15 protein-coding genes and 1 tRNA gene are annotated in these 18,007 nt (G+C 72.4%); 4 read left to right on the top strand and 12 right to left on the bottom strand.

Translation table 11 applies throughout. The annotated features are described in order from the left end of the window. Positions 1 to 63 precede the first annotated feature (63 nt). The 5 genes from ACIRPK_RS30840 to ACIRPK_RS30820 all read right to left on the bottom strand — a co-directional run bounded on the left by ACIRPK_RS30840 (position 64) and on the right by ACIRPK_RS30820 (position 5,994). Complete coding sequence (locus ACIRPK_RS30840) at positions 64 to 1,164, bottom strand: DegT/DnrJ/EryC1/StrS family aminotransferase (RefSeq protein WP_403044517.1); 1,101 nt, start codon at positions 1,162 to 1,164, stop codon at positions 64 to 66. Further along, the gene (locus ACIRPK_RS30835) at positions 1,161 to 2,642 is read right to left on the bottom strand and encodes an MBL fold metallo-hydrolase (RefSeq protein ID WP_403044514.1); all 1,482 of its coding nucleotides are present in this window, start codon (positions 2,640 to 2,642) and stop codon (positions 1,161 to 1,163) included. The genes ACIRPK_RS30840 and ACIRPK_RS30835 overlap by 4 nt, the downstream gene beginning before the upstream one ends. Further along, the gene (locus tag ACIRPK_RS30830) at positions 2,639 to 3,751 is read right to left on the bottom strand and encodes a DegT/DnrJ/EryC1/StrS family aminotransferase (protein ID WP_403044512.1); all 1,113 of its coding nucleotides are present in this window, start codon (positions 3,749 to 3,751) and stop codon (positions 2,639 to 2,641) included. The genes ACIRPK_RS30835 and ACIRPK_RS30830 overlap by 4 nt, the downstream gene beginning before the upstream one ends. Before the next feature lie 90 nt (positions 3,752 to 3,841). Continuing rightward, positions 3,842 to 4,819, bottom strand: coding sequence for an NAD-dependent epimerase/dehydratase family protein (locus ACIRPK_RS30825; RefSeq protein WP_403044509.1), 978 nt, complete (start codon positions 4,817 to 4,819; stop codon positions 3,842 to 3,844). Then, the gene (locus ACIRPK_RS30820) at positions 4,816 to 5,994 is read right to left on the bottom strand and encodes a Gfo/Idh/MocA family protein (RefSeq protein WP_403044507.1); all 1,179 of its coding nucleotides are present in this window, start codon (positions 5,992 to 5,994) and stop codon (positions 4,816 to 4,818) included. The genes ACIRPK_RS30825 and ACIRPK_RS30820 overlap by 4 nt, the downstream gene beginning before the upstream one ends. Before the next feature lie 304 nt (positions 5,995 to 6,298). On the opposite strand from ACIRPK_RS30820, the gene ACIRPK_RS30815 reads away from it, so the two are divergent. The 3 genes from ACIRPK_RS30815 to ACIRPK_RS30805 all read left to right on the top strand — a co-directional run bounded on the left by ACIRPK_RS30815 (position 6,299) and on the right by ACIRPK_RS30805 (position 8,526). Next, complete coding sequence (locus tag ACIRPK_RS30815; RefSeq protein WP_403044504.1) at positions 6,299 to 6,760, top strand: YwqJ-related putative deaminase; 462 nt, start codon at positions 6,299 to 6,301, stop codon at positions 6,758 to 6,760. A 31-nt stretch (positions 6,761 to 6,791) separates the two neighbouring features. Further along, the gene (locus ACIRPK_RS30810; protein WP_403044627.1) at positions 6,792 to 7,304 is read left to right on the top strand and encodes an SUKH-3 domain-containing protein; all 513 of its coding nucleotides are present in this window, start codon (positions 6,792 to 6,794) and stop codon (positions 7,302 to 7,304) included. A gap of 118 nt (positions 7,305 to 7,422) precedes the next feature. Then, positions 7,423 to 8,526 carry an acyltransferase family protein gene (locus tag ACIRPK_RS30805; protein WP_403044501.1) on the top strand — a complete coding sequence of 368 codons (1,104 nt, stop codon included), beginning with the start codon at positions 7,423 to 7,425 and terminating at the stop codon, positions 8,524 to 8,526. On the opposite strand, the gene ACIRPK_RS30800 is transcribed toward ACIRPK_RS30805, so the two are convergent. After that, a complete protein-coding gene (locus ACIRPK_RS30800) occupies positions 8,438 to 9,712 on the bottom strand; it encodes a sensor histidine kinase (RefSeq protein ID WP_403044498.1) in 1,275 nt (424 codons plus the stop codon). The genes ACIRPK_RS30805 and ACIRPK_RS30800 overlap by 89 nt on opposite strands. A 472-nt stretch (positions 9,713 to 10,184) precedes the next feature. Between ACIRPK_RS30800 and ppc the strand changes: the two genes are divergently transcribed. Further along, the gene (gene ppc, locus ACIRPK_RS30795; protein WP_403044495.1) at positions 10,185 to 12,980 is read left to right on the top strand and encodes a phosphoenolpyruvate carboxylase; all 2,796 of its coding nucleotides are present in this window, start codon (positions 10,185 to 10,187) and stop codon (positions 12,978 to 12,980) included. Positions 12,981 to 13,045: 65 nt separating this feature from the next. Here ppc and ACIRPK_RS30790 read toward each other — a convergent pair whose 3' ends face one another. The 6 genes from ACIRPK_RS30790 to ACIRPK_RS30765 form a co-directional block, all read right to left on the bottom strand. Then, entirely contained in the window at positions 13,046 to 13,294 is a 249-nt protein-coding gene (locus tag ACIRPK_RS30790; protein ID WP_403044492.1) for a hypothetical protein, read from the bottom strand. Positions 13,295 to 13,475: 181 nt separating this feature from the next. Continuing rightward, complete coding sequence (gene pth, locus ACIRPK_RS30785; RefSeq protein ID WP_403044489.1) at positions 13,476 to 14,051, bottom strand: aminoacyl-tRNA hydrolase; 576 nt, start codon at positions 14,049 to 14,051, stop codon at positions 13,476 to 13,478. A 101-nt stretch (positions 14,052 to 14,152) separates the two neighbouring features. Further along, a complete protein-coding gene (locus ACIRPK_RS30780; RefSeq protein ID WP_403044487.1) occupies positions 14,153 to 14,737 on the bottom strand; it encodes a 50S ribosomal protein L25/general stress protein Ctc in 585 nt (194 codons plus the stop codon). Positions 14,738 to 14,995: 258 nt separating this feature from the next. Next, positions 14,996 to 15,973: a ribose-phosphate diphosphokinase gene (locus tag ACIRPK_RS30775; RefSeq protein ID WP_403044484.1), complete on the bottom strand. Its 978-nt coding sequence runs from the start codon at positions 15,971 to 15,973 to the stop codon at positions 14,996 to 14,998. Between the two features lie 202 nt (positions 15,974 to 16,175). Further along, positions 16,176 to 17,618 carry a bifunctional UDP-N-acetylglucosamine diphosphorylase/glucosamine-1-phosphate N-acetyltransferase GlmU gene (gene glmU, locus ACIRPK_RS30770; protein WP_403044481.1) on the bottom strand — a complete coding sequence of 481 codons (1,443 nt, stop codon included), beginning with the start codon at positions 17,616 to 17,618 and terminating at the stop codon, positions 16,176 to 16,178. A 148-nt stretch (positions 17,619 to 17,766) separates the two neighbouring features. After that, positions 17,767 to 17,837, bottom strand: a tRNA-Gln gene (locus ACIRPK_RS30765). Between the last annotated feature and the right edge of the window lie 170 nt (positions 17,838 to 18,007).

Raw genomic sequence — 18,007 nt, 5'->3', positions numbered from 1 at the left:
CCGGCCCGGGCAGTCCGGACGCGGACCACCCGGGCCGCTGCTGCTCCGTCGGATCCCGTCCGGTCAGACCCTGGCCAGGGCCTTGGCCAGCGTCTCGGCGATGAAGGTCTGCTGGTCCTCGGTCAGGTGCGGGTGCAACGGAAGCGTGAGGATCTCCCGGGCGGCGCGCTCGGTGACCGGGAAGCTACCCTCGGGGTGGCCGAGGTACTGGAACGCCGGCTGGAGGTGGACCGGGACGGGGTAGTGGATGCCCGCGCCGATGCCGGCCGCGTGCAGCGCGCCGAGCACCTCGTCGCGCCCCCGGGGCACCCGGACCGCGTAGAGGTGCCAGACGTGCTCGTTCCCGGGCAGGGTGACCGGAAGGGTCAGGCCCGGCAGCCCGGCCAGCAGGTGGTGGTAGCGGACGGCGGCGGCCCGGCGGGCGACGTTCCAGCCGGGCAGGTGGCGGAGCTTGGCCCGGAGCACCACGGCCTGCAGGGTGTCCAGCCGGGAGTTGAAGCCGAACCGCTCGTGGACGTACTTCTGGCTGGACCCGTGGTCGCCGATCTCCCGTACCAGCGAGGCGAGTTCGGCGGAGTCGGTGACCACCGCACCCGCGTCGCCGTAGGCGCCGAGGTTCTTCCCGGGGTAGAAGCTGGTGGCGCCGAGCAGGCCCCAGGAACCGGACGGACGGCCGTGCCGGGTGGCCCCCTGGGACTGGGCGCCGTCCTCGATCACCGGACGGCCCTCGGCCAGCTCCAGGATCTGCTCCATCGGCGCGAGCTGGCCGTTCAGGTGCACCGGCAGGTACGCGTCGGCGGCGGCCTCGGCGGCCCGGGCCGGGTCGATCAGCAGCGCGTCCGGGTCGACGTCCACCAGCACCGGGTACAGCCCGGCCCTGACCACCGCCTCGGCGGTCGCCACGAAGGTGTTGGCGGGCAGCACCACCCGCGCGCCGGGCGGGAGTTCGAGGGCGCGCAGGGCCATCTCGATCGCGTCGGTGCCGTTCGCGGTGCCGACCGCGTGGGCGACGCCGGAGAAGGCCGCGTACTCGGCTTCGAAGGCGGTCACGTCCGGGCCCTTGATGTAGGCGCCGGAGGTGAGCACCCGGTCGAAACCGGCCCGGACCTCCTCGGCGACCTCGGCGTGGGCGGCTTGCAGGTCGACGAGCGGAATCGGGTTCATCCGACGGGCCCTTCCAGGGAGAGGTGTTCGACGAGCAGGGGCAGGGAGCCGCCGGCCAGGCAGCGGCCGGTCCGGGCGTCCCACTTCCAGTGGTGCCGGGGGCACTCGATCACGCCGTCCGCGATCACGGCGTGCACCAGGTCCTCGCCCGCGTGCGGGCAGTGGCGCTGGAACCGCAGGCCGTCCCGCTCCACCAGCTGTTCGGCGGCGGCGGTCCGCTCCCGGACCAACTGCCGGGTCTGGGCGGGCTGGTGGCCGTAGCGGAGCAGGCTGAGCAGGGTCAGGTCGAAGACGTCCGGGTCGCGGTGCAGGCTGAGCCGCATGGAGAGCAGCGCCTCCTCCCAGCCGGCCCGGCCGTCCAGCACCGCGCGCAGCGCCCGGGCCGGGACCCGGATGGTGTAGGCGGGGTCGACCGGCTCCTCCTCCAGCTCGACCCGCTCGGCCAGTTCACCGAGCGGCAGGGCGCAGACCGTGCCGTCGGTCTCCAGCCGCAGCTCGCGCCGGTAGTCGGCGAGCAGCGGCCGGTTCAGCCGCTGGAGGCGGTCGAAGTGCCCGGCCACCTCGGCGGCGTCCACGGTCGGGGCCGGACCCCGGTGGTAGTCCTCCCACTCGTCTCGGCGGCGCTCCCGGTACGCGGCCAGGTACCCGGCCGGGTCGGTGGCCCAACCGCCGGGCTCGGACGGGGAGTCGACCAGGTCACCGGGGGCGGTCCGGAGCACCTCGGTGTCGGGGCAGGCGTCCGCGAAGGCCCCGGCCACGTCCTCCCAGTGCGGGAAGATGGTGGCCGCCCGGTCGTTGAACCGGTCCAGCTCCGGGTCGAGGAAGCAGGCCGGGCCGGCCGAGGGCAGGTAGGCCCGGGCACCGGTCAGCTTCACCTTGCGGACCAGGGTGTCCAGCAGGTCGGCCCGGACGGCGGCGGTCTTGGCGGCCATCGCCTCGGGCGGGTAGTCGTAGGCGTTCGGGTACCACATCGCGCCGGAGTACTGCGCGGCCAGCAGGTCCACGCCGTCGGGGAGTTCGGACATCGGGGTGTTGCAGTCGTTCAGGTCCAGGAAGCGGTAACCGCCCAGGTCGAGCAGCAGTCCGCTGTCCTCCTTGTGGCTGGTGTCCAGCAGCATGGTGGCGGTCGCGTCGGGACCGAGCCGGTGCGTCTCCCGGTGGCCGAGCAGCACCTGCCGGCCGAAGCCGAGCCGGTTCAGCCGCTTGCGCAGCCCCTGCGAACGGAACCTCGGCACCAGCACCGTGACGTCCCGGTCGAGTTGGCCGAGCAGCCGCCGGTCGAAGTGGTCCTCGTGGGTGTGCGAGACGTACAGGAAGTCGTACCGGCCCCCGACCACCTCGGGCAGCAGCTCCCGGTTGTCGGGGTAGGGGAACCAGGCGTCCAGGAAGGCGGAGTGGAACCAGGGGTCGATCAGGATGCGCAGACCGGCGTGCCCGACCACGAATCCCGCGTGACCGAGGTGCCTGATCTCGGTCAACCGAGGATCACCCGGAGCGCACCGACCACGGTGTCCTGCTGCTGCTCGGTGAGCGTGTGGTAGAGCGGCAGGATCAGCGAACGCCCGGTCAGCAGCTCGGTGTTGGGCAGCGGCACCCGGGCGGCGTCCTTGTACGGGGCCTCCAGGTGGGCCGCCATGATGCCGCGCCGGGCGGACACCCCGGCCGCGGCCAGCCGGGTGAGCACCTCGGTACGGTCCGGCGCGTCCTCGGGCAGCAGCAGCCAGCAGGCCTGGAAGTTGCCGCTGCCGTGCGCCGGGTCGGCCACCAGCCGCTCGCCCAGCGGGCCGAGCAGGGCCCGGTAGCGCTCGGCGAGTTCGCGCCGCCGGGCCACCATCGCGGGCAGCTTGCCGAGCTGCACCAGGCCGATCGCGGCCTGGATGTCGGTCATCCGGAAGTTGTAGCCGATCTCGTCGTAGGTCTCGACCACCCCGGCGCCACCACTGGCGGCGTGCCGGTCGGCGGCCGAGACGCTCATCCCGTGCTCGCGCAACCGCCTGAGCCGGGCCGCGAGTTCACCGTCCTGACAGGTCACCATGCCGCCCTCGCCGGTGGTCAGCAGCTTGCGCGGGTGGAACGAGTACGCCGCGATCGCCGCCCCGCTGCCCACCGGGCGGCCGCGCAGCAGCGACCCGGCCCCGCAGGCGGCGTCCTCGATCACGGTGATGCCGCGCGGCCCGGCCAGTGCCTCGATCGCGGTCAGGTCGACCGGTACGCCGCCCTGGTCCACCGCGATCACCGCCCTGGTCCGCTCGGTGAGCAGCGGCGCCACCGTCCCGGCGGTCAGGTTGCCGGTGGCGAGCTCGACGTCCGCGAAGACCGGGACGGCGCCCACATAGGTGACCGCGTTGGCGGTGGCGACGAAGGAGAACGAGGGCACCACCACCTCGTCCCCCGGGCCGACCCCGGCGCCGATCAGCGCCAGCTGCAGCGCGGTGGTGCAGGAGGAGACCGCGACGGCGTGCGGCACCCCGAGGTACTCGGCGAAGGCCCGCTCGAACGCGGCGACCCGGGGGCCCTGGGCCACCCAGCCGGAGCGGACGGCCTCGGCCGCGGCCTGGGCCTCCTCCTCGCCGAGCCAGGGAATCATGACGGGAATGGTGGACACGGGGCTGCTCCCGGATGCGGCGGTACGGAACCCCGGGGCTCGCTGCCCCGGGGTCTACGACGACGGGCGGCGCTACTGCTCGCGCCACCAGGTGACCAGCTGGCGCAGGCCCTCGTCCAGGCCCAGCTCCGGCTTCCAGCCGAGGTCGCGCTCGGCGGCCGAGATGTCGGCCAGCCGGCGGACCACGCCACCGGCGGTGCCCCGGGCCGGGCCGTGCTCGACGTCCAGCTCGGAGTCCATCGCGCGCAGCAGGGCGTCGGCCAGGCCGCGCAGCGAGACCTCGGTGGAGGTGGCGATGTTGTAGACCCGGTCGGTGACCGGGGCGGCGGCGGCCAGCAGGTTGGCCCGCGCGATGTCCTCGGTGTGCACGAAGTCCATGGTCTGCGCGCCGTCGCCGAAGATCAGCGGCGGTTCACCGCCGTTGATCCGCTCCATCCAGCGGATGAACACCTCGGTGTAGCGGCCGTGCACGTCCATCCGGGGGCCGTACACGTTGAAGTAGCGCAGGGCCACGTAGTCCAGCCCGTACATCGCGTGGAAGCTGCGCAGCAGACCCTCGTTGAAGACCTTGGCGGCGCCGTACAGCGTGTCGTTGTGGTACGGGTGCTGGGTCTCCGGCGTCGGGAAGGTGTCGGCCAGGCCGTAGACCGAGGCGGTGGAGGAGGCGATCACCTTCCGCACCCCGCACTCGGCGGCGGCCTCCACCACGTCGAAGGTGCCGTCCACCATGATCTCCAGGGCCAGCCGGGGTTCGGCGGCGCACTGGGTGATCCGGATCGCGGCCAGGTGGAACAGCAGGTCGGTGTCGCTGCCGAGCAGCTCGCGGAGCAGCGCGCGGTCACGGATGTCGCCGTCCACCACCCGGAGTTGGCCGGGCGCGGCGATCGACTCGGCGTGCGCCAGGTTGGCCATCCGGCCCCGGACGAAGTTGTCGAGCACGACCACCTCGCGGGCACCGCCCACCAGCAGTTGGTCGACGACGGTCGAGCCGATGGTCCCGGCACCGCCGGTGACCAGACAGCGGGAACCCTCGATCGGGACAGCGTTCATCGGGCGGTGGCCCTCTCCTGAGCAGTGATCAGTTCTACGTCGCCGGTGGTCTCCACCGGCACGGTGGCGCCGCCGAGTTCGAGGCTGCGCGAGGCGGCGTGCAGCAGCCGCAGCACCCGCAGCCCGGACCGGCCGTCGGTGAGCGGGGCCCGGCCCTCGGTGATCGCGGCCGCGAACTCCGCCATCACGTTCCGCAGCGCCTCCTGCTCGACCAGCGCGGGGGCGACCATCTCGCCGACCCGGTAGGAGATCAGCGCCTGGTGCCGGATCGCGTCGGTCAGCTCGTCCGGCGGGGTGAGGTCCACGCCCCGGTCGTGCACCGCGAGGCGGGCCTGCGGGTTGAGGTCGTCCCAGACCAGGGTGCGCCGGGAGCCACCGATCATGGTGGTCCGGACCTTGGTCGGGGAGAGCCAGTTGACGTGGCAGTGCGCCAGCGCGCCGTTGCTCAGCCGCACCGTCAGGTACGCCACGCAGGCCCGGCCGGCCCCGATCGGGTCGGCCCCCTGGGCACTCACCCCGACCGGTTCGACGCCCGGCGGCAGCACGAAGTCCAGGATCGACAGGTCGTGCGGGGCCAGGTCCCAGAGCACGTCCACGTCGGGCTGCACCAGCCCGAGGTTGATCCGGACCGAGTCGAAGAACTGGATGTCGCCCAGCTCGCCGCCGTGCACCAGCTCCCTGATCCGGCGCACCACCGGTGTGTAGCAGAAGGTGTGATCGCACATCAGCACCAGCCCGCGGGCCTCGGCCAGCTCGCAGAGCTCGGCGGCCTCCTCGGCGGAGGTGGTGATCGGCTTCTCCACCAGGACGTGCTTGCCTGCCTCCAGCGCGGCCCGCACCAGCTTGTAGTGCCCGGCCGCCGGGGTGGCGATCGCCACCGCCCGCACCCGCGGGTCGGCCAACACCTGTTCGAAGGAGGTGGTGGAGCCGACCGTGCTGTACTCCCCCAGCACCCGCCGGGACTTGGCCTCGTCCAGGTCGCAGAGCCAGTGCAGCCGCAGCGCGGCCGTCTGCTGCGCGTTCCGGACCAGGTTCGGCCCCCAGTACCCGGCGCCGACCACGGCCATGCCGATCCGCTCGGCCACCCTGGGCTCGGGCACCCCGGGCGTCGGTACGTGCTCACCCGGTGCCTCGTGCGCCACTGCGTCGGACGAGACCGCTCCGGACGACGTCATCGCAAGACCCCCCTTGCTCGGTACCGGCGGCCCCTTCGCCGCCGGCTGCCCCGCATTCGGCCGACTCCGCCCGCTCCCCCACGGTCGACCCGGCCCTGCTGCCGGAACGGTATCGGCTGGCGTCAGCGGGCGGGGGCCGAATCGGGAAAACGTGGGGGAATGGTGAAGCCTGATCAGCGGACGGCGGGTCAGCCACCCGATCAGCCCCCGGTTTCGGCAATGTCTGCGGCGTTTGGCAGGCTTGACCCCTACCGTCGGACAGCACCGTCCGCCGGACCGTCGACACAGGTGAGGAGCAGCCGCCATGGAGCAGACCGACCCGTCGCCCCTTCCGGCGCTGCGCCACCACCGGGACAGCCTGCTCCCCGCCGTGGCGGCCGCGCTCTCCCTGAAGAACGGCACCGTGCACACCCTGGCCGGGCACAAGCCCGACCTGGTGCCGGAGCTGCACCCGCTGGTCGCCGACTTCCTGGCCGGGCTGCCCGCCGAGCAGCGCGAGCGGTTCGTCGGCCGCTGTCCCGAGGCGGAGCTGCTGTCCCGGTACCTGACCGAGGTGGACACCACCCGGTCCAAGCGGTCCGCCCGCAAGCCGCTCACCCTGCCGGACGCCCGCAAGGCGCTGAAGGGCTCCCGGCTGACCACCGTCCGGATCCGGGAGGAGGGCGACCCGGCGCACGGCACCCACGCACCACCCTGCCGCTCCTGCGAGCCGCTGCTCGGCCACCTCCAGGTGGCCAGCGTCGCGGTCGGCCCCGCGGCCTCCTGACCACGTCATCCCCCGTCCCGACCCCGTACGACTGGAGCCCGCACTGAACTCCGCCCTCCGCACCCAGCCTCGCTTCCCGGCCGACGTCGCCGCCGCGCTCAAGCAGGCCGGCTGGCACCCGGGCCGGTGGCAGATCCGGCAGGCCGAGGAGTGGGCCGACGCCCTGGTCGCGCACGGCGCTCCGGACGGGGTCCAGCACGCGGTCTTCCCGGCCGCGATCGAGGCCTGGGCCGAGTTCGGCGGCCTGGCCGTCGAACTGACCGGCGCCGGCCGGGAGATCGCCCGGACACCCTTCCTGCTCGACCCGCGCTGCGGGCTGCACCAGCCCCGCACCCTGGCCGACCTCGGCCGGGCGCTGGGCAGCCGGGTCGCCCCGCTCGGCGAGGAGGCGTACGGCCAGGCGCTGCTGGCCCTCGACGAGGACGGCCGGGTGTACAGCCTGGACCACACCGGCGAGTGGTACCTGGGACGTTCGGTCGACCAGGCGGTGGCCACCCTGGTGCTCGGCCTGCAACCCGAACGGCTGCCCGCGCCCACGGTCTGACGGCTCCCTCCGGCACGTGACACTTTCGCCAATCCACTGCCGCTGAGCCCCCGTTGAGTCCACACTGACCCCCAGCCCGATTGTGGAGCTTTCGCGGGGAACAGCAGGAGGATTCGCGTTGGAACGCCAACCGCTCTTCGACAACGCCAAGTTCGCGGCGGTCGCGCTGGTGGTCTGTGCCCACACCTGGATGCCGCTGCTGGAGCGGAACCGCACGGTCGGCGCGGTGGTGCTGACCATCGCGGCATTCTCGATGCCGGTCTTCATCGTGCTCTGCGGCTACTTCTCCCGGCCCAGGACCGGCCGCCCCCAGGTCGACGGCGGCCGGCTGATCACCCAGCTCGTGGTGCCCTACCTGGTCTTCCAACTCCTCTACAACCTGGTCGGGATGGCCCTGGAACGGGACCTCCAGCCGATCCGGCTGCTGGAGCCGCGCTGGCTCACCTGGTTCCTGCTGTCGCTGCTGATCTGGCGGCTCAGCGTGCCGCTCTGGACGGCGCTGCGCCACCCACTCCCGATCGCCGTGCTGGTCGCGGCCGGCTCCGGTGCGGTGCACGCCTACCCGGCCGAACTCGCGCTCGGCCGCACCCTGAGCTTCCTGCCCTGGTTCGTGCTCGGCCTGGTGCTCCGGCCCCGGCACTTCGAGCTGCTCCGGCACCGGACGGTCCGCGCGCTTGCCCCGTTCGGCCTGCTGTCCGCGTTCGCCACGATCTGGCTGGCCTACCCCAAGCTGCTGAACACCGCCTGGGTCGAGTACACCGAGACCGCCGCCCAGCTCGGCGTCGGCTACCCGGTCTGGCTGGCCGTCAAGGCCGCCCTCGGCCTGCTCTCGCTGGTCGCCGCCGCCTCCTTCCTGGCCCTGCTGCCGGCCGGCCGGCAGCGCTGGACCTCGCTCGGCGCCGCCTCGCTGTACGTCTACCTGCTGCACGGCCTGCCGCTCAAACTGCTCCAGGCCAGCGGCGTCTACCACGCCCGCTCGCTCCAGCACTCCTGGACGGCGCTGCCGGTCTACGGCGGGTTCGCGCTCGGGCTCGCGGTGCTGCTCAGCCTGCCGGTCAGCGTCCGGCTGTTCGGCCCGCTGGTGCAGCCGCCGGTCGGCCGGCTGCTGCTGCGGCGGGCACCGGCGCCTGACGCTACGCCAGCGGACCGTCCTGCACCGCGAGCCGGGACGGCAGTACCGCCTCCACCCGGAACCCCCCGTCCGGCTCCGGTCCGGCACTGAAGCTGCCGCCCAGCGCGACCACCCGCTCGCGCATCCCGACCAGCCCGTTTCCCCCGCTCGGCAGACCCGCCGCCCGCTCGCCGCCGCCCGGGCAGTCGTTCAGCACCGCCACCCGGACACCGTTCGGCACGAACGCCAGCAGCACCGAGACCCGGGCCCCGCCGGCATGCTTGTGAGCGTTCGTCAGCCCCTCCTGCACCACCCGGTACGCGGTCTGCTCGGCCTCCCGGGCGTACGGCCGCCGGGCCCCGCTGACCGTCAGGGTGACCAGCATCCCGGCCGCCTCCGACTGCTGCACCAGCCGGGTCAGCTCGGCCAGCCCGGCCGGGCCGGCCGCCGGCTCCTCCGACATCCGCAGCACCCCGAGGATCTCGCGCAGCTCGTTCAGCGCCTGCCGGCCCACCTCACCCATCAGCTTGGCGCTCTGCTGGGCCTTTGCCGGGTCCTTCGGGATCACCCGCTCCAGCGCCCCGGCGTGCACCACCATCAGGCTCACCCGGTGCGCCACCACGTCGTGCATCTCCCGGGCGATCCGGGTGCGCTCCTCCAACCGGGCCCGGCGGGCCCGCTCCTGCGCCTGCTCGGCCAGCAGGTCGAGCTCGGTCTCCAGGCCGTGCGCCCGGTCCTTCAGGCTCTCCACCAGCCGACGGCGCGCCCCCAGGTACAGCCCGGTCACCACCGGCGGGACGGTCACCCCGATCGCGATCAGCACCGCCATCACCACGAACACCCAGGTCGGCGGCAGCTGCTGATCGGCCGTCCGGCCCTCCGGCAGGAACATGTAGAACAGCACCACCACGGTGGTCTCGACGAACGCCACCGCCCAGAGCGCCACCACCCGCCACCGCCGGCTCGGCCACTCCCAGGTCGCCGCCAGGGTGTACAGCGACACCATCAGCAGCACCACGCCGAACGACCCCGGCACGAACAGCAGCGCCACCACCACCGGTACGGCGGGCCACCTGCGGCGCACCACCAGGCTCGCGCCCGAGAGCGCCCCCAGCACCGCCGCCAGCACCGCGACCGGCAGCGCCCACTCCAACTGCACCCGAACGGTCGAGAACGCCCCGAACGCACACTCCAACCCGGCCAGCCCGGCCAGTCCGACATCCAGCACCACGCTGCGGCGCCGCCCCCACCACCAGAGTGATCGGCCCGGCCCGCCCCCGTCCGGCGAGTTGCTCATGGAGGCCAGCCTATGCGAGCGGCCCGCCGTCACGACGGGCCATTTCGCCGCACCGTCGGCAGGTGCTCAGCTTTCTGGCAGGTGCTCAGCCCGCTACGGAGTCAGGGGCTCGGGGCTCTGCTGGTGTGCGGCTCCGCCGCGTGGGCGACGTCGCCCTTTTGCAGGTGGCTCGGGGAACTGCGACGCCGGCCTCGGAAGAGGTCACGCGTGCGTAGGTGGTCAGGCACTTTCGCAGTGACCCGAACGCCAGATCTCCTCGCAGTTCGCCGAGCCCCTGGACCGTGGACCCCGAGCACCTGCCTACAGCGCAGCCCCGGGGACCCCCTAAAGACTGTCCGCGATGCGGTTACCTCGCCGAGACGGCACCGGGTGCCACCTATGCTGGTCGCGTCGGACAGCGCGGTCCGCACACACCGCCTCTACCCAGGCGGCGAGAGCCGTTGCCGAACCCCACCACCACAGGGAGCCAGCCGTGACCGCTCCGGTCCCCACTCCGGCGGAGAGCCCCACGCCGATCGCCGACAACGCCGCGCTCCGCGCGGACATCCGCCGCCTCGGCGACCTGCTCGGCGAGACCCTGGTCCGCCAGGAGGGCGCCGAGCTGCTCGGCCTGGTCGAGCAGGTCCGCCTGCTCAGCCGGACCGACGGCGAGGCGACCGCCGAGCTGCTCTCCGGGATCGACCTGGAGACGGCGGCCAAGCTGGTCCGGGCCTTCTCCACCTACTTCCACCTGGCGAACGTCACCGAGCAGGTGCACCGCGGCCGCGAGTTCGCCACCCGCCGGGCCAAGCACGGCTCGCTGCTGGCGCAGACCGCCGACCAGCTGGCCGACGCCGACCCGAAGCACCTGGCCGACACGCTGGCGCACCTGGCGGTCCGTCCGGTCTTCACCGCGCACCCGACCGAGGCCGCCCGCCGCAGCGTGCTCAACAAGCTGCGCCGGATCGGCGAGCTGCTGGAGCGGATCCACCGCGAGCACGCCGCCTCGGGTCTCTCCACCACCGACCCGGTCCGGCACTCCTCGGCCAAGCGGCAGGCCGACCGCCGCCTCGCCGAGGTGATCGACCTGCTCTGGCAGACCGATGAGCTGCGGATCGCCCGCCCGGAGCCCACCGACGAGGCCCGGAACGCCGTCTACTACCTGGACGAGCTGTACCGCGAGGCCGTCCCGGAGGTGCTGGAGGAGCTGCACGAGGAGCTGGCCCGGGTCGGGCTGAGCCTGCCCGAGGGCGTCCGCCCGCTGACCTTCGGCACCTGGATCGGCGGCGACCGGGACGGCAACCCGAACGTCACCCCGCAGGTCACCTGGGACGTGCTCAACCTGCAGCACGAGTACGGCATCAAGGACGCCCTGGCCGCCGTCGACGACCTGCGCAACTCGCTCTCCACCTCGGTCCGGCTGGCCGGCGCCTCGGAGGAGCTGCTCGCCTCGCTGGAGGCCGACCTCAAGCTGCTGCCCGAGCTGAGCCCGCGCTACAAGCGGATGAACGCCGAGGAGCCGTACCGGCTGAAGGCCACCTGCGTCCGGCTCAAGCTGGAGAACACCCGCGAGCGGCTCGCCGCCGGCACCCCGCACGTCCCCGGCCGGGACTACCTGGGCACCCGGGAGCTGATCGCCGACCTGAAGCTCATTCAGGACTCGCTGCGCGCCCACCGGGGCGAGCTGATCGCCGACGGCCGGCTGGCCCGGGCGATCCGCACCGTGGAGGCGTTCGGCCTCCAGCTCGCCACCATGGACGTCCGCGAGCACGCCGAGGCGCACCACCACGCGCTCGGCCAGCTCTTCGACCGGCTCGGCGAGGAGGCGTGGCGCTACGCGGACATGCCGCGCGAGTACCGGCAGAAGCTGCTCGCCAAGGAGCTGCGCTCGCGCCGCCCGCTGGCGCCCACCCCGGCCCCGCTGGACGCGGCGGGCACCAAGACGCTCGGTGTCTTCAACACCATCCGGGAGGGCTTCGAGCGGTTCGGCGACGAGATCGTCGAGAGCTACATCATCTCGATGTGCCAGGGCGCCGACGACGTGTTCGCGGCCACCGTACTGGCCCGCGAGGCCGGCCTGATCGACCTGCACGCGGGCATCGCCACCATCGGCATCGTGCCGCTGCTGGAGACCACCGACGAGCTCCAGGAGGCCGACCGGATCCTGGACGAGATGCTCTCCGACCCGTCCTACCGCCTGCTGGTCTCGCTCCGCGGCGACATCCAGGAGGTGATGCTCGGCTACTCGGACTCGTCCAAGTTCGGCGGCATCACCACCTCGCAGTGGGAGATCCACCGGGCCCAGCGCCGGCTGCGCGACGTGGCCCACCGGTACGGCATCCGGCTGCGGCTGTTCCACGGCCGCGGCGGCACCGTCGGCCGCGGCGGCGGCCCCTCGCACGAGGCGATCCTGGCCCAGCCCTGGGGCACCCTGGAGGGCGAGATCAAGGTCACCGAGCAGGGCGAGGTGATCTCGGACAAGTACCTGCTCCCCTCGCTGGCCCGGGAGAACCTGGAGCTGACCATCTCGGCCACGCTGGCCGCCTCCGCGCTGCACACCGCCCCGCGCCAGGCGCCCGAGGAGCTGGCCCGCTGGGACCAGGTGATGGACCAGGTCTCCGAGGCCGCGCACACCGCGTACCGCGCGCTGGTCGAGCAGGAGGACCTGCCGAAGTACTTCTTCGCGGCCACCCCGGTGGACCAGCTGGCCTCGCTGCACCTGGGCTCCCGCCCGTCCCGCCGCCCGGACTCCGGCGCCGGCCTGGACGGTCTGCGGGCGATCCCGTGGGTCTTCGGCTGGACCCAGTCCCGGCAGATCGTGCCCGGCTGGTACGGCGTCGGCTCCGGCCTGGCGGCGGCCAGGGCGGCCGGTCTGGGTGACGTGCTGGCCGAGATGCACGGCCAGTGGCACTTCTTCCAGAACTTCCTGTCCAACGTCGCGATGACGCTGGCCAAGACCGATCTGCGGATCGCCCGGCACTACGTCGAGCAGCTGGTCCCGGCCGAGCTGCACCACGTGTTCGACCAGATCGTGGCCGAGCACGAGCTGACCCTCAAGGAGGTGCTCCGGCTCACCGGCGAGAGCGAACTCCTGGAGCACAACGAGGTGTTGAAGCAGACCTTCACGGTCCGCGACGCCTACCTCGACCCGATCTCCTACCTCCAGGTGGCGCTGCTCCGCCGCCAGCGCGAGCTGGTCGCCCAGGGCCGCGAGGAGGACCCGCTGCGGGCCCGGGCGCTGCTGCTGACCGTCAACGGCATCGCCGCCGGTCTGCGCAACACCGGCTGACCCGGCCGGAACGCGGGGAGGGGCGGTCCGCAAGGACCGCCCCTCCGTCGTCCGCCGACGCCCGCTCAGTGCACCGTCACCCGGCCGGACTTCCGGCGGCGCAGCCACATCGCCGCCCCGCCCGCGACCACCACCAGGCCGCCGCCCACGGCGTACAGCCCGGACGAGGTGCCCAGCTCACCCGCCTCCGGGGCGGGGAACTGCGCGGCGGCCGGCTCCGGCGACCCTGCGGGCCGCCCCGTCGGGTCGGCCGCCTGCGCGGCCGTCGCCCCGAACGCCGAGGCCACCAGCACCAGCGTCGTACCACCCAGCACCCGTCCGACACGGACGCGCTGTGACCGAATCACGGTCCCTACCCCCAGATCCAACCCCTCAACCCTGCGTACCCGGCTGACGCTATCCGATCGGACCGGTCGTTCCCACACGGTTTCCGGAACGATCGGGCAAGCGTTGCACGACCGTTGTGCAAACCCAGCGCGGCGTCTTGACGGGCCGTCAGGAGTTGTAGGTGCCCTGGGCCCGCTCCAGGCCCTCCGCGAGCAGGGCCTCCACCGCGTCGGCCGAGCGGTCCACGAACCACTCCAGCTCCTTGCGCTCGGTCGAGGAGAAGTCCTTGAGCACGAAGTCCGCGACGTCCATCCGACCGGGCGGGCGGCCGATCCCGCAGCGCAGCCGGTGGTAGTCGGGGCCGAGCGACTTGGTGATCGACTTCAGGCCGTTGTGGCCGTTGTCGCCGCCGCCGAGCTTGAGCCGCAGGGTGGCGTAGTCGAGGTCCAGCTCGTCGTGCACCGCGACGATCGCCGAGGTGGGCGCCTTGTAGAAGTCGCGCAGCGCGGTGGTCGGGCCGCCGGAGAGGTTCATGAAGGTCATCGGCTTCGCCAGCACGACCCGCTTCCCGCTGATCCGTCCCTCGGCGATCCCGGCCCGGCTCTTGTGGGTCTTGAACCTGGCACCGATCCGCTGGGCCAGCAGGTCGACCACCATGAAGCCGATGTTGTGCCGGTTCCGGGCGTACTCGTCGCCCGGGTTGCCGAGGCCGACGACCAGCCACGGACCGTCGTAGTCGTTCATGTACCGCTCCTTCTTCGGATACCGCCATCATCCCGGACACACCGCTGCCCCGGTCACTCCGAACGGAGTGACCGGGGCAGCGGTCAGGCAACGGGTGCGGCTCAGGCCTGGGCCGCGGCGGCCTCGGCGTCGGCGTCGGCCTGCGAGGCCTGGGCGCCGATGACCTGGAGGACGACGGTGTCGCCGTCGACGGCCAGGGTGGTGCCGGCCGGCAGGGTGATGTCCTTGGCCAGGACGGAGGCGCCGGCCTCGAGGCCCTGGACCGAGACGGTGACCGACTCGGGCAGGTGGGTGGCCTCGGCCTCGACCGGGAGGGAGTTCAGCACGTGCTCGAGCAGGTTGCCACCGGCGGCGAGCTCGCCCTCGGTGAGGACCGGGATCTCGACGGTGACCTTCTCGCCGCGCTTCACGAGCAGCAGGTCGACGTGCTCGATGGTGCGCTTGATGGCCTCACGCTGGACGGCCTTCGGCAGCACGTACTCGTCCTTGCCGTCGATCGGCACGACCAGCAGGGCGTTCGAGGTCTTCAGCGCCATCATCAGGGCGTGGCTGGGCAGGTTCAGGTGAACCGGGGTCTGGCCGTGGCCGTAGACGACGCCGGGGACGAAGCCGGCGCGACGGGCGCGACGGGCGGCACCCTTGCCGAACTCGGTGCGGGACTCGGCGGCAAGGCGGATCTCGGACACGTCTGCTCCTCTTGGGGAAAACGGGTGCAGACAAGCGAAAACCGCCGAAGCCACACCCTCAAATACCTGGGGGTTCGCTCGACGGCAGACGACGGCTGAAGGTTTTTCAGCAGCGCGTCGATCACGGAGACGGCACCGAATGGGCGCACAGCATCCCTCGCCGAGCAGTCTCACGAGTCTAACCGTACGGCTCGTCAACCACGAAATCGGCCCCGGCGCTCGACTGAGCACCGGGGCCGGATCACAGCTGACGCGGGGTCAGTGCACACCCTCGAAGAGGCTGGTGACCGAGCCGTCCTCGAAGACCTCGCGGATCGCGGCGGCGATCGACGGGGCGATCGAGAGCGTGGTCACCTTGTCCAGCTGGAGCTCCTGCGGGGTCGGCAGGGTGTTGGTGAACACGAACTCGCTGACCCGGGAGTTCTTCAGGCGGTCGGCCGCCGGACCGGACAGCACACCGTGGGTGGCGGCCACGATGACGTCGGCGGCGCCGTTGTCGAAGAGCGCGTCGGCCGCGGCGCAGATGGTGCCGGCCGTGTCGATCATGTCGTCGACCAGGACGCAGACCCGGCCCTTGACGTCACCGACCACCTCGGCGGACAGGATGGTGTTGGCCTGGGTCATGTCCCGGCGCTTGTGGATGATCGCCAGCGGCGCACCGAGGCGGTCCGACCACTGGTCGGCGACCTTCACCCGGCCGGCGTCCGGCGAGACGATGGTCAGCTTCGACCGGTCGACCTTCCGGCCCACGTAGTCCGCCAGCAGCGGCAGCGCGAACAGGTGGTCCACCGGGCCGGAGAAGAAGCCCTGGATCTGCGCGGTGTGCAGGTCCACCGCCATGATCCGGTCGGCGCCGGCCGCGGCCAGCAGGTCGGCCACCAGACGGGCCGAGATGGGCTCGCGGCCCAGGTGCTTCTTGTCCTGCCGGGCGTAGCCGTAGAACGGCAGGATCGCCGTGATGCTGCGGGCCGAGGCCCGCTTCAACGCGTCGATCATGATGAGCTGTTCCATGATCCACTGGTTGATCGGAGCCGTGTGGCTCTGCATCACGAAGCAGTCCGCACCACGGGCGGAGTCCAGGAAGCGGACGTAGATCTCACCGTTGGCGAAGTCCAGCGCCTTGGTGGGCACCAGTTCGGTCCCGAGCGCCGCGGCGACTTCGGCCGCCAGCTCGGGGTGGGCACGGCCGGAGAAGAGCTTGAGCTTCTTCTCACCCGACGTCGTGATCCCGCTCACTGCACCGTCTCCTCGTGTTGCTGACGCACATGAACCCGCTGCGCCGCACCCCGGCTCGGCCGGGATCGGTGGTCAACGGGGATGGGGAGTACGCCCAGACACGGGCCAGGGAGCCCAGTGGCGCACGTATGTACTCCAGGTTACGCGCTGGGCCGCGAAGCGTCCGCCCCGGGCCCACTCCCCAAGATCCCCAGGGGGCCGCTCAGGCCCCGTTCGCCTCGGCCGCCGCACGCGCCGAGTCGGTGCCGGGACGCTTGCGCTCCACCCAGCCGGGGATGTTGCGCTGCTGGGCCCGGGAGACCCCGAGCGCACCGGCCGGCACGTCGCTGACGATCACCGAACCGGCCGCGGTGTAAGCACCGTCACCGACCGTCACCGGGGCGATGAACATGTTGTCCGAACCCGTGCGGCAGTGGGCCCCGATGGTGGTCCGGTGCTTGTTCACACCGTCGTAGTTGACCGTCACGGAGGCGGCGCCCACGTTGCTGTGCTCGCCGATGGTGGCGTCCCCGATGTACGACAGGTGCGGCACCTTGGCGCCCTCGCCGAGCTCGGAGTTCTTGATCTCCACGTAGGTGCCGGCCTTGGCCTTCCGGCCCAGCTTGGCGCCCGGGCGCAGGTAGGCGTACGGGCCGACGGCGGCCAGCTCGCCGATCTCGGCGCCGATCGCCGTGGTGTTGCTCACAGTGGCGCCCGCGCCGACCAGGGTGTCGGTCAGGGTCGAGTTCGGACCGACCTGGCAGCCCTCGCCCAAGTGGGTGGTGCCGTGCAGTTGGGTGTTCGGCAGCAGCACCGCGTCCGGCTCGTAGCTGACCTGGACGTCGATCCAGGTGGTGGCCGGGTCGACCACGGTGACGCCCGCGCGCATCGCCCGCTCGGTCAGCCGGGAGTTCAGGATCCGGCGGGCCTCGGCCAGCTGGACCCGGTCGTTGATCCCCAGGATGTCCCGGTAGTCGGCCGCCACCACGGCGCCCACCCGGTGACCCGCCGTCCGGAGGATGCCGAGCGTGTCGGTGAGGTACTCCTCGCCCTGCGAGTTGTCGGTGGTGACCTTGGCCAGCGCCTCGGCCAGCAGCTTGGCGTCGAAGGCGAAGACCCCGGAGTTGATCTCGGCGATCGCGCGCTGCGCCGGGGTGGCGTCCTTCTCCTCGACGATCGCCGCGACCGCCTCCGCGTCGTCCCGCAGGATCCGGCCGTAGCCGGTGGAGTCCGGCACCACGGCGGTCAGCACGGTGACCCCGTTGCCCTGCTCGACGTGCGCGGCGACCAGCGCGGCCAGCGTCCCGCCGGTCAGCAGCGGGGCGTCGCCGGTGGTGATCACCACGGTGCCGTCCGGCTCGCCGCCCTCGGCGGCCAGCGCCGCGAGCGCGATGCGCACCGCGTGACCGGTGCCGTTCTGCTCCAGCTGCACGGCGGTCCGTACGCCGGGGTGGCACTCGGCCAGATGGGCCTGCACCAGCTCGCGCTGGTGACCGACCACCACCAGCAGCCGATCCGGCGTCAACTCCTGGGCGGCGGACACCGCGTGACCGACCAGGGTGCGGCCGCAGATCGGGTGCAGGACCTTGGGCAGGCTCTTGGACTTCATCCGAGTCCCGCCGCCGGCGGCGAGCACGATCACGGCAGCAGGGGTGTTGGCACTCACGCGGGAGGCTCCTCGGTTCGGCGCAGGGAGGGGAGGGATGCCCGAAGGCCGGCACTCCGCACGGCCGCGCTCCCGGGCTGCCCCGAGCTTAGCCCGGACAGCAGGCAGCCCCCGGACCGCCGTCGCGGTCCGGGGGCTGTCGCGGACGCTCCCGGAGGAGGATTCGAACCCCCATAAGCTGGACCAAAACCAGCTGTCCTGCCCTTAGACGATCCGGGAAGGAGCTGCACCGTGCCGGTCGCCCGGCATGCGGTCCACAGCCTACGGGGTAAGGGCTCTGACATCCACCACCCTTAGGGTGCGTATTCGGTTGTGATCATTCTGGGAAGTTGTCCTCGCGGTACGGCCTGATCCGGTAGACCGTGTTCCATGACACGTGTGCAACTTTC

The organism is Kitasatospora sp. NPDC101801 (assembly GCF_044766665.1).
GTDB lineage: Bacteria > Actinomycetota > Actinomycetes > Streptomycetales > Streptomycetaceae > Kitasatospora.
Note: the sequence above shows the minus strand (reverse complement) of the source record. Positions and strands in the feature narration are given on the sequence as shown.

What these genes read in the sequence shown, in the direction of transcription:
- ACIRPK_RS30840 (WP_403044517.1), bottom strand. Translation starts at nt 1,164, where the DNA reads ATGAACCCGATTCCGCTCGTCGACCTGCAAGCCGCCCACGCCGAGGTC.
- ACIRPK_RS30830 (WP_403044512.1), bottom strand. Translation starts at nt 3,751, where the DNA reads ATGATTCCCTGGCTCGGCGAGGAGGAGGCCCAGGCCGCGGCCGAGGCC.
- ACIRPK_RS30825 (WP_403044509.1), bottom strand. Translation starts at nt 4,819, where the DNA reads ATGAACGCTGTCCCGATCGAGGGTTCCCGCTGTCTGGTCACCGGCGGT.
- ACIRPK_RS30820 (WP_403044507.1), bottom strand. Translation starts at nt 5,994, where the DNA reads ATGACGTCGTCCGGAGCGGTCTCGTCCGACGCAGTGGCGCACGAGGCA.
- ACIRPK_RS30815 (WP_403044504.1), top strand. Translation starts at nt 6,299, where the DNA reads ATGGAGCAGACCGACCCGTCGCCCCTTCCGGCGCTGCGCCACCACCGG.
- ACIRPK_RS30800 (WP_403044498.1), bottom strand. Translation starts at nt 9,712, where the DNA reads ATGAGCAACTCGCCGGACGGGGGCGGGCCGGGCCGATCACTCTGGTGG.
- pth (WP_403044489.1), bottom strand. Translation starts at nt 14,051, where the DNA reads ATGAACGACTACGACGGTCCGTGGCTGGTCGTCGGCCTCGGCAACCCG.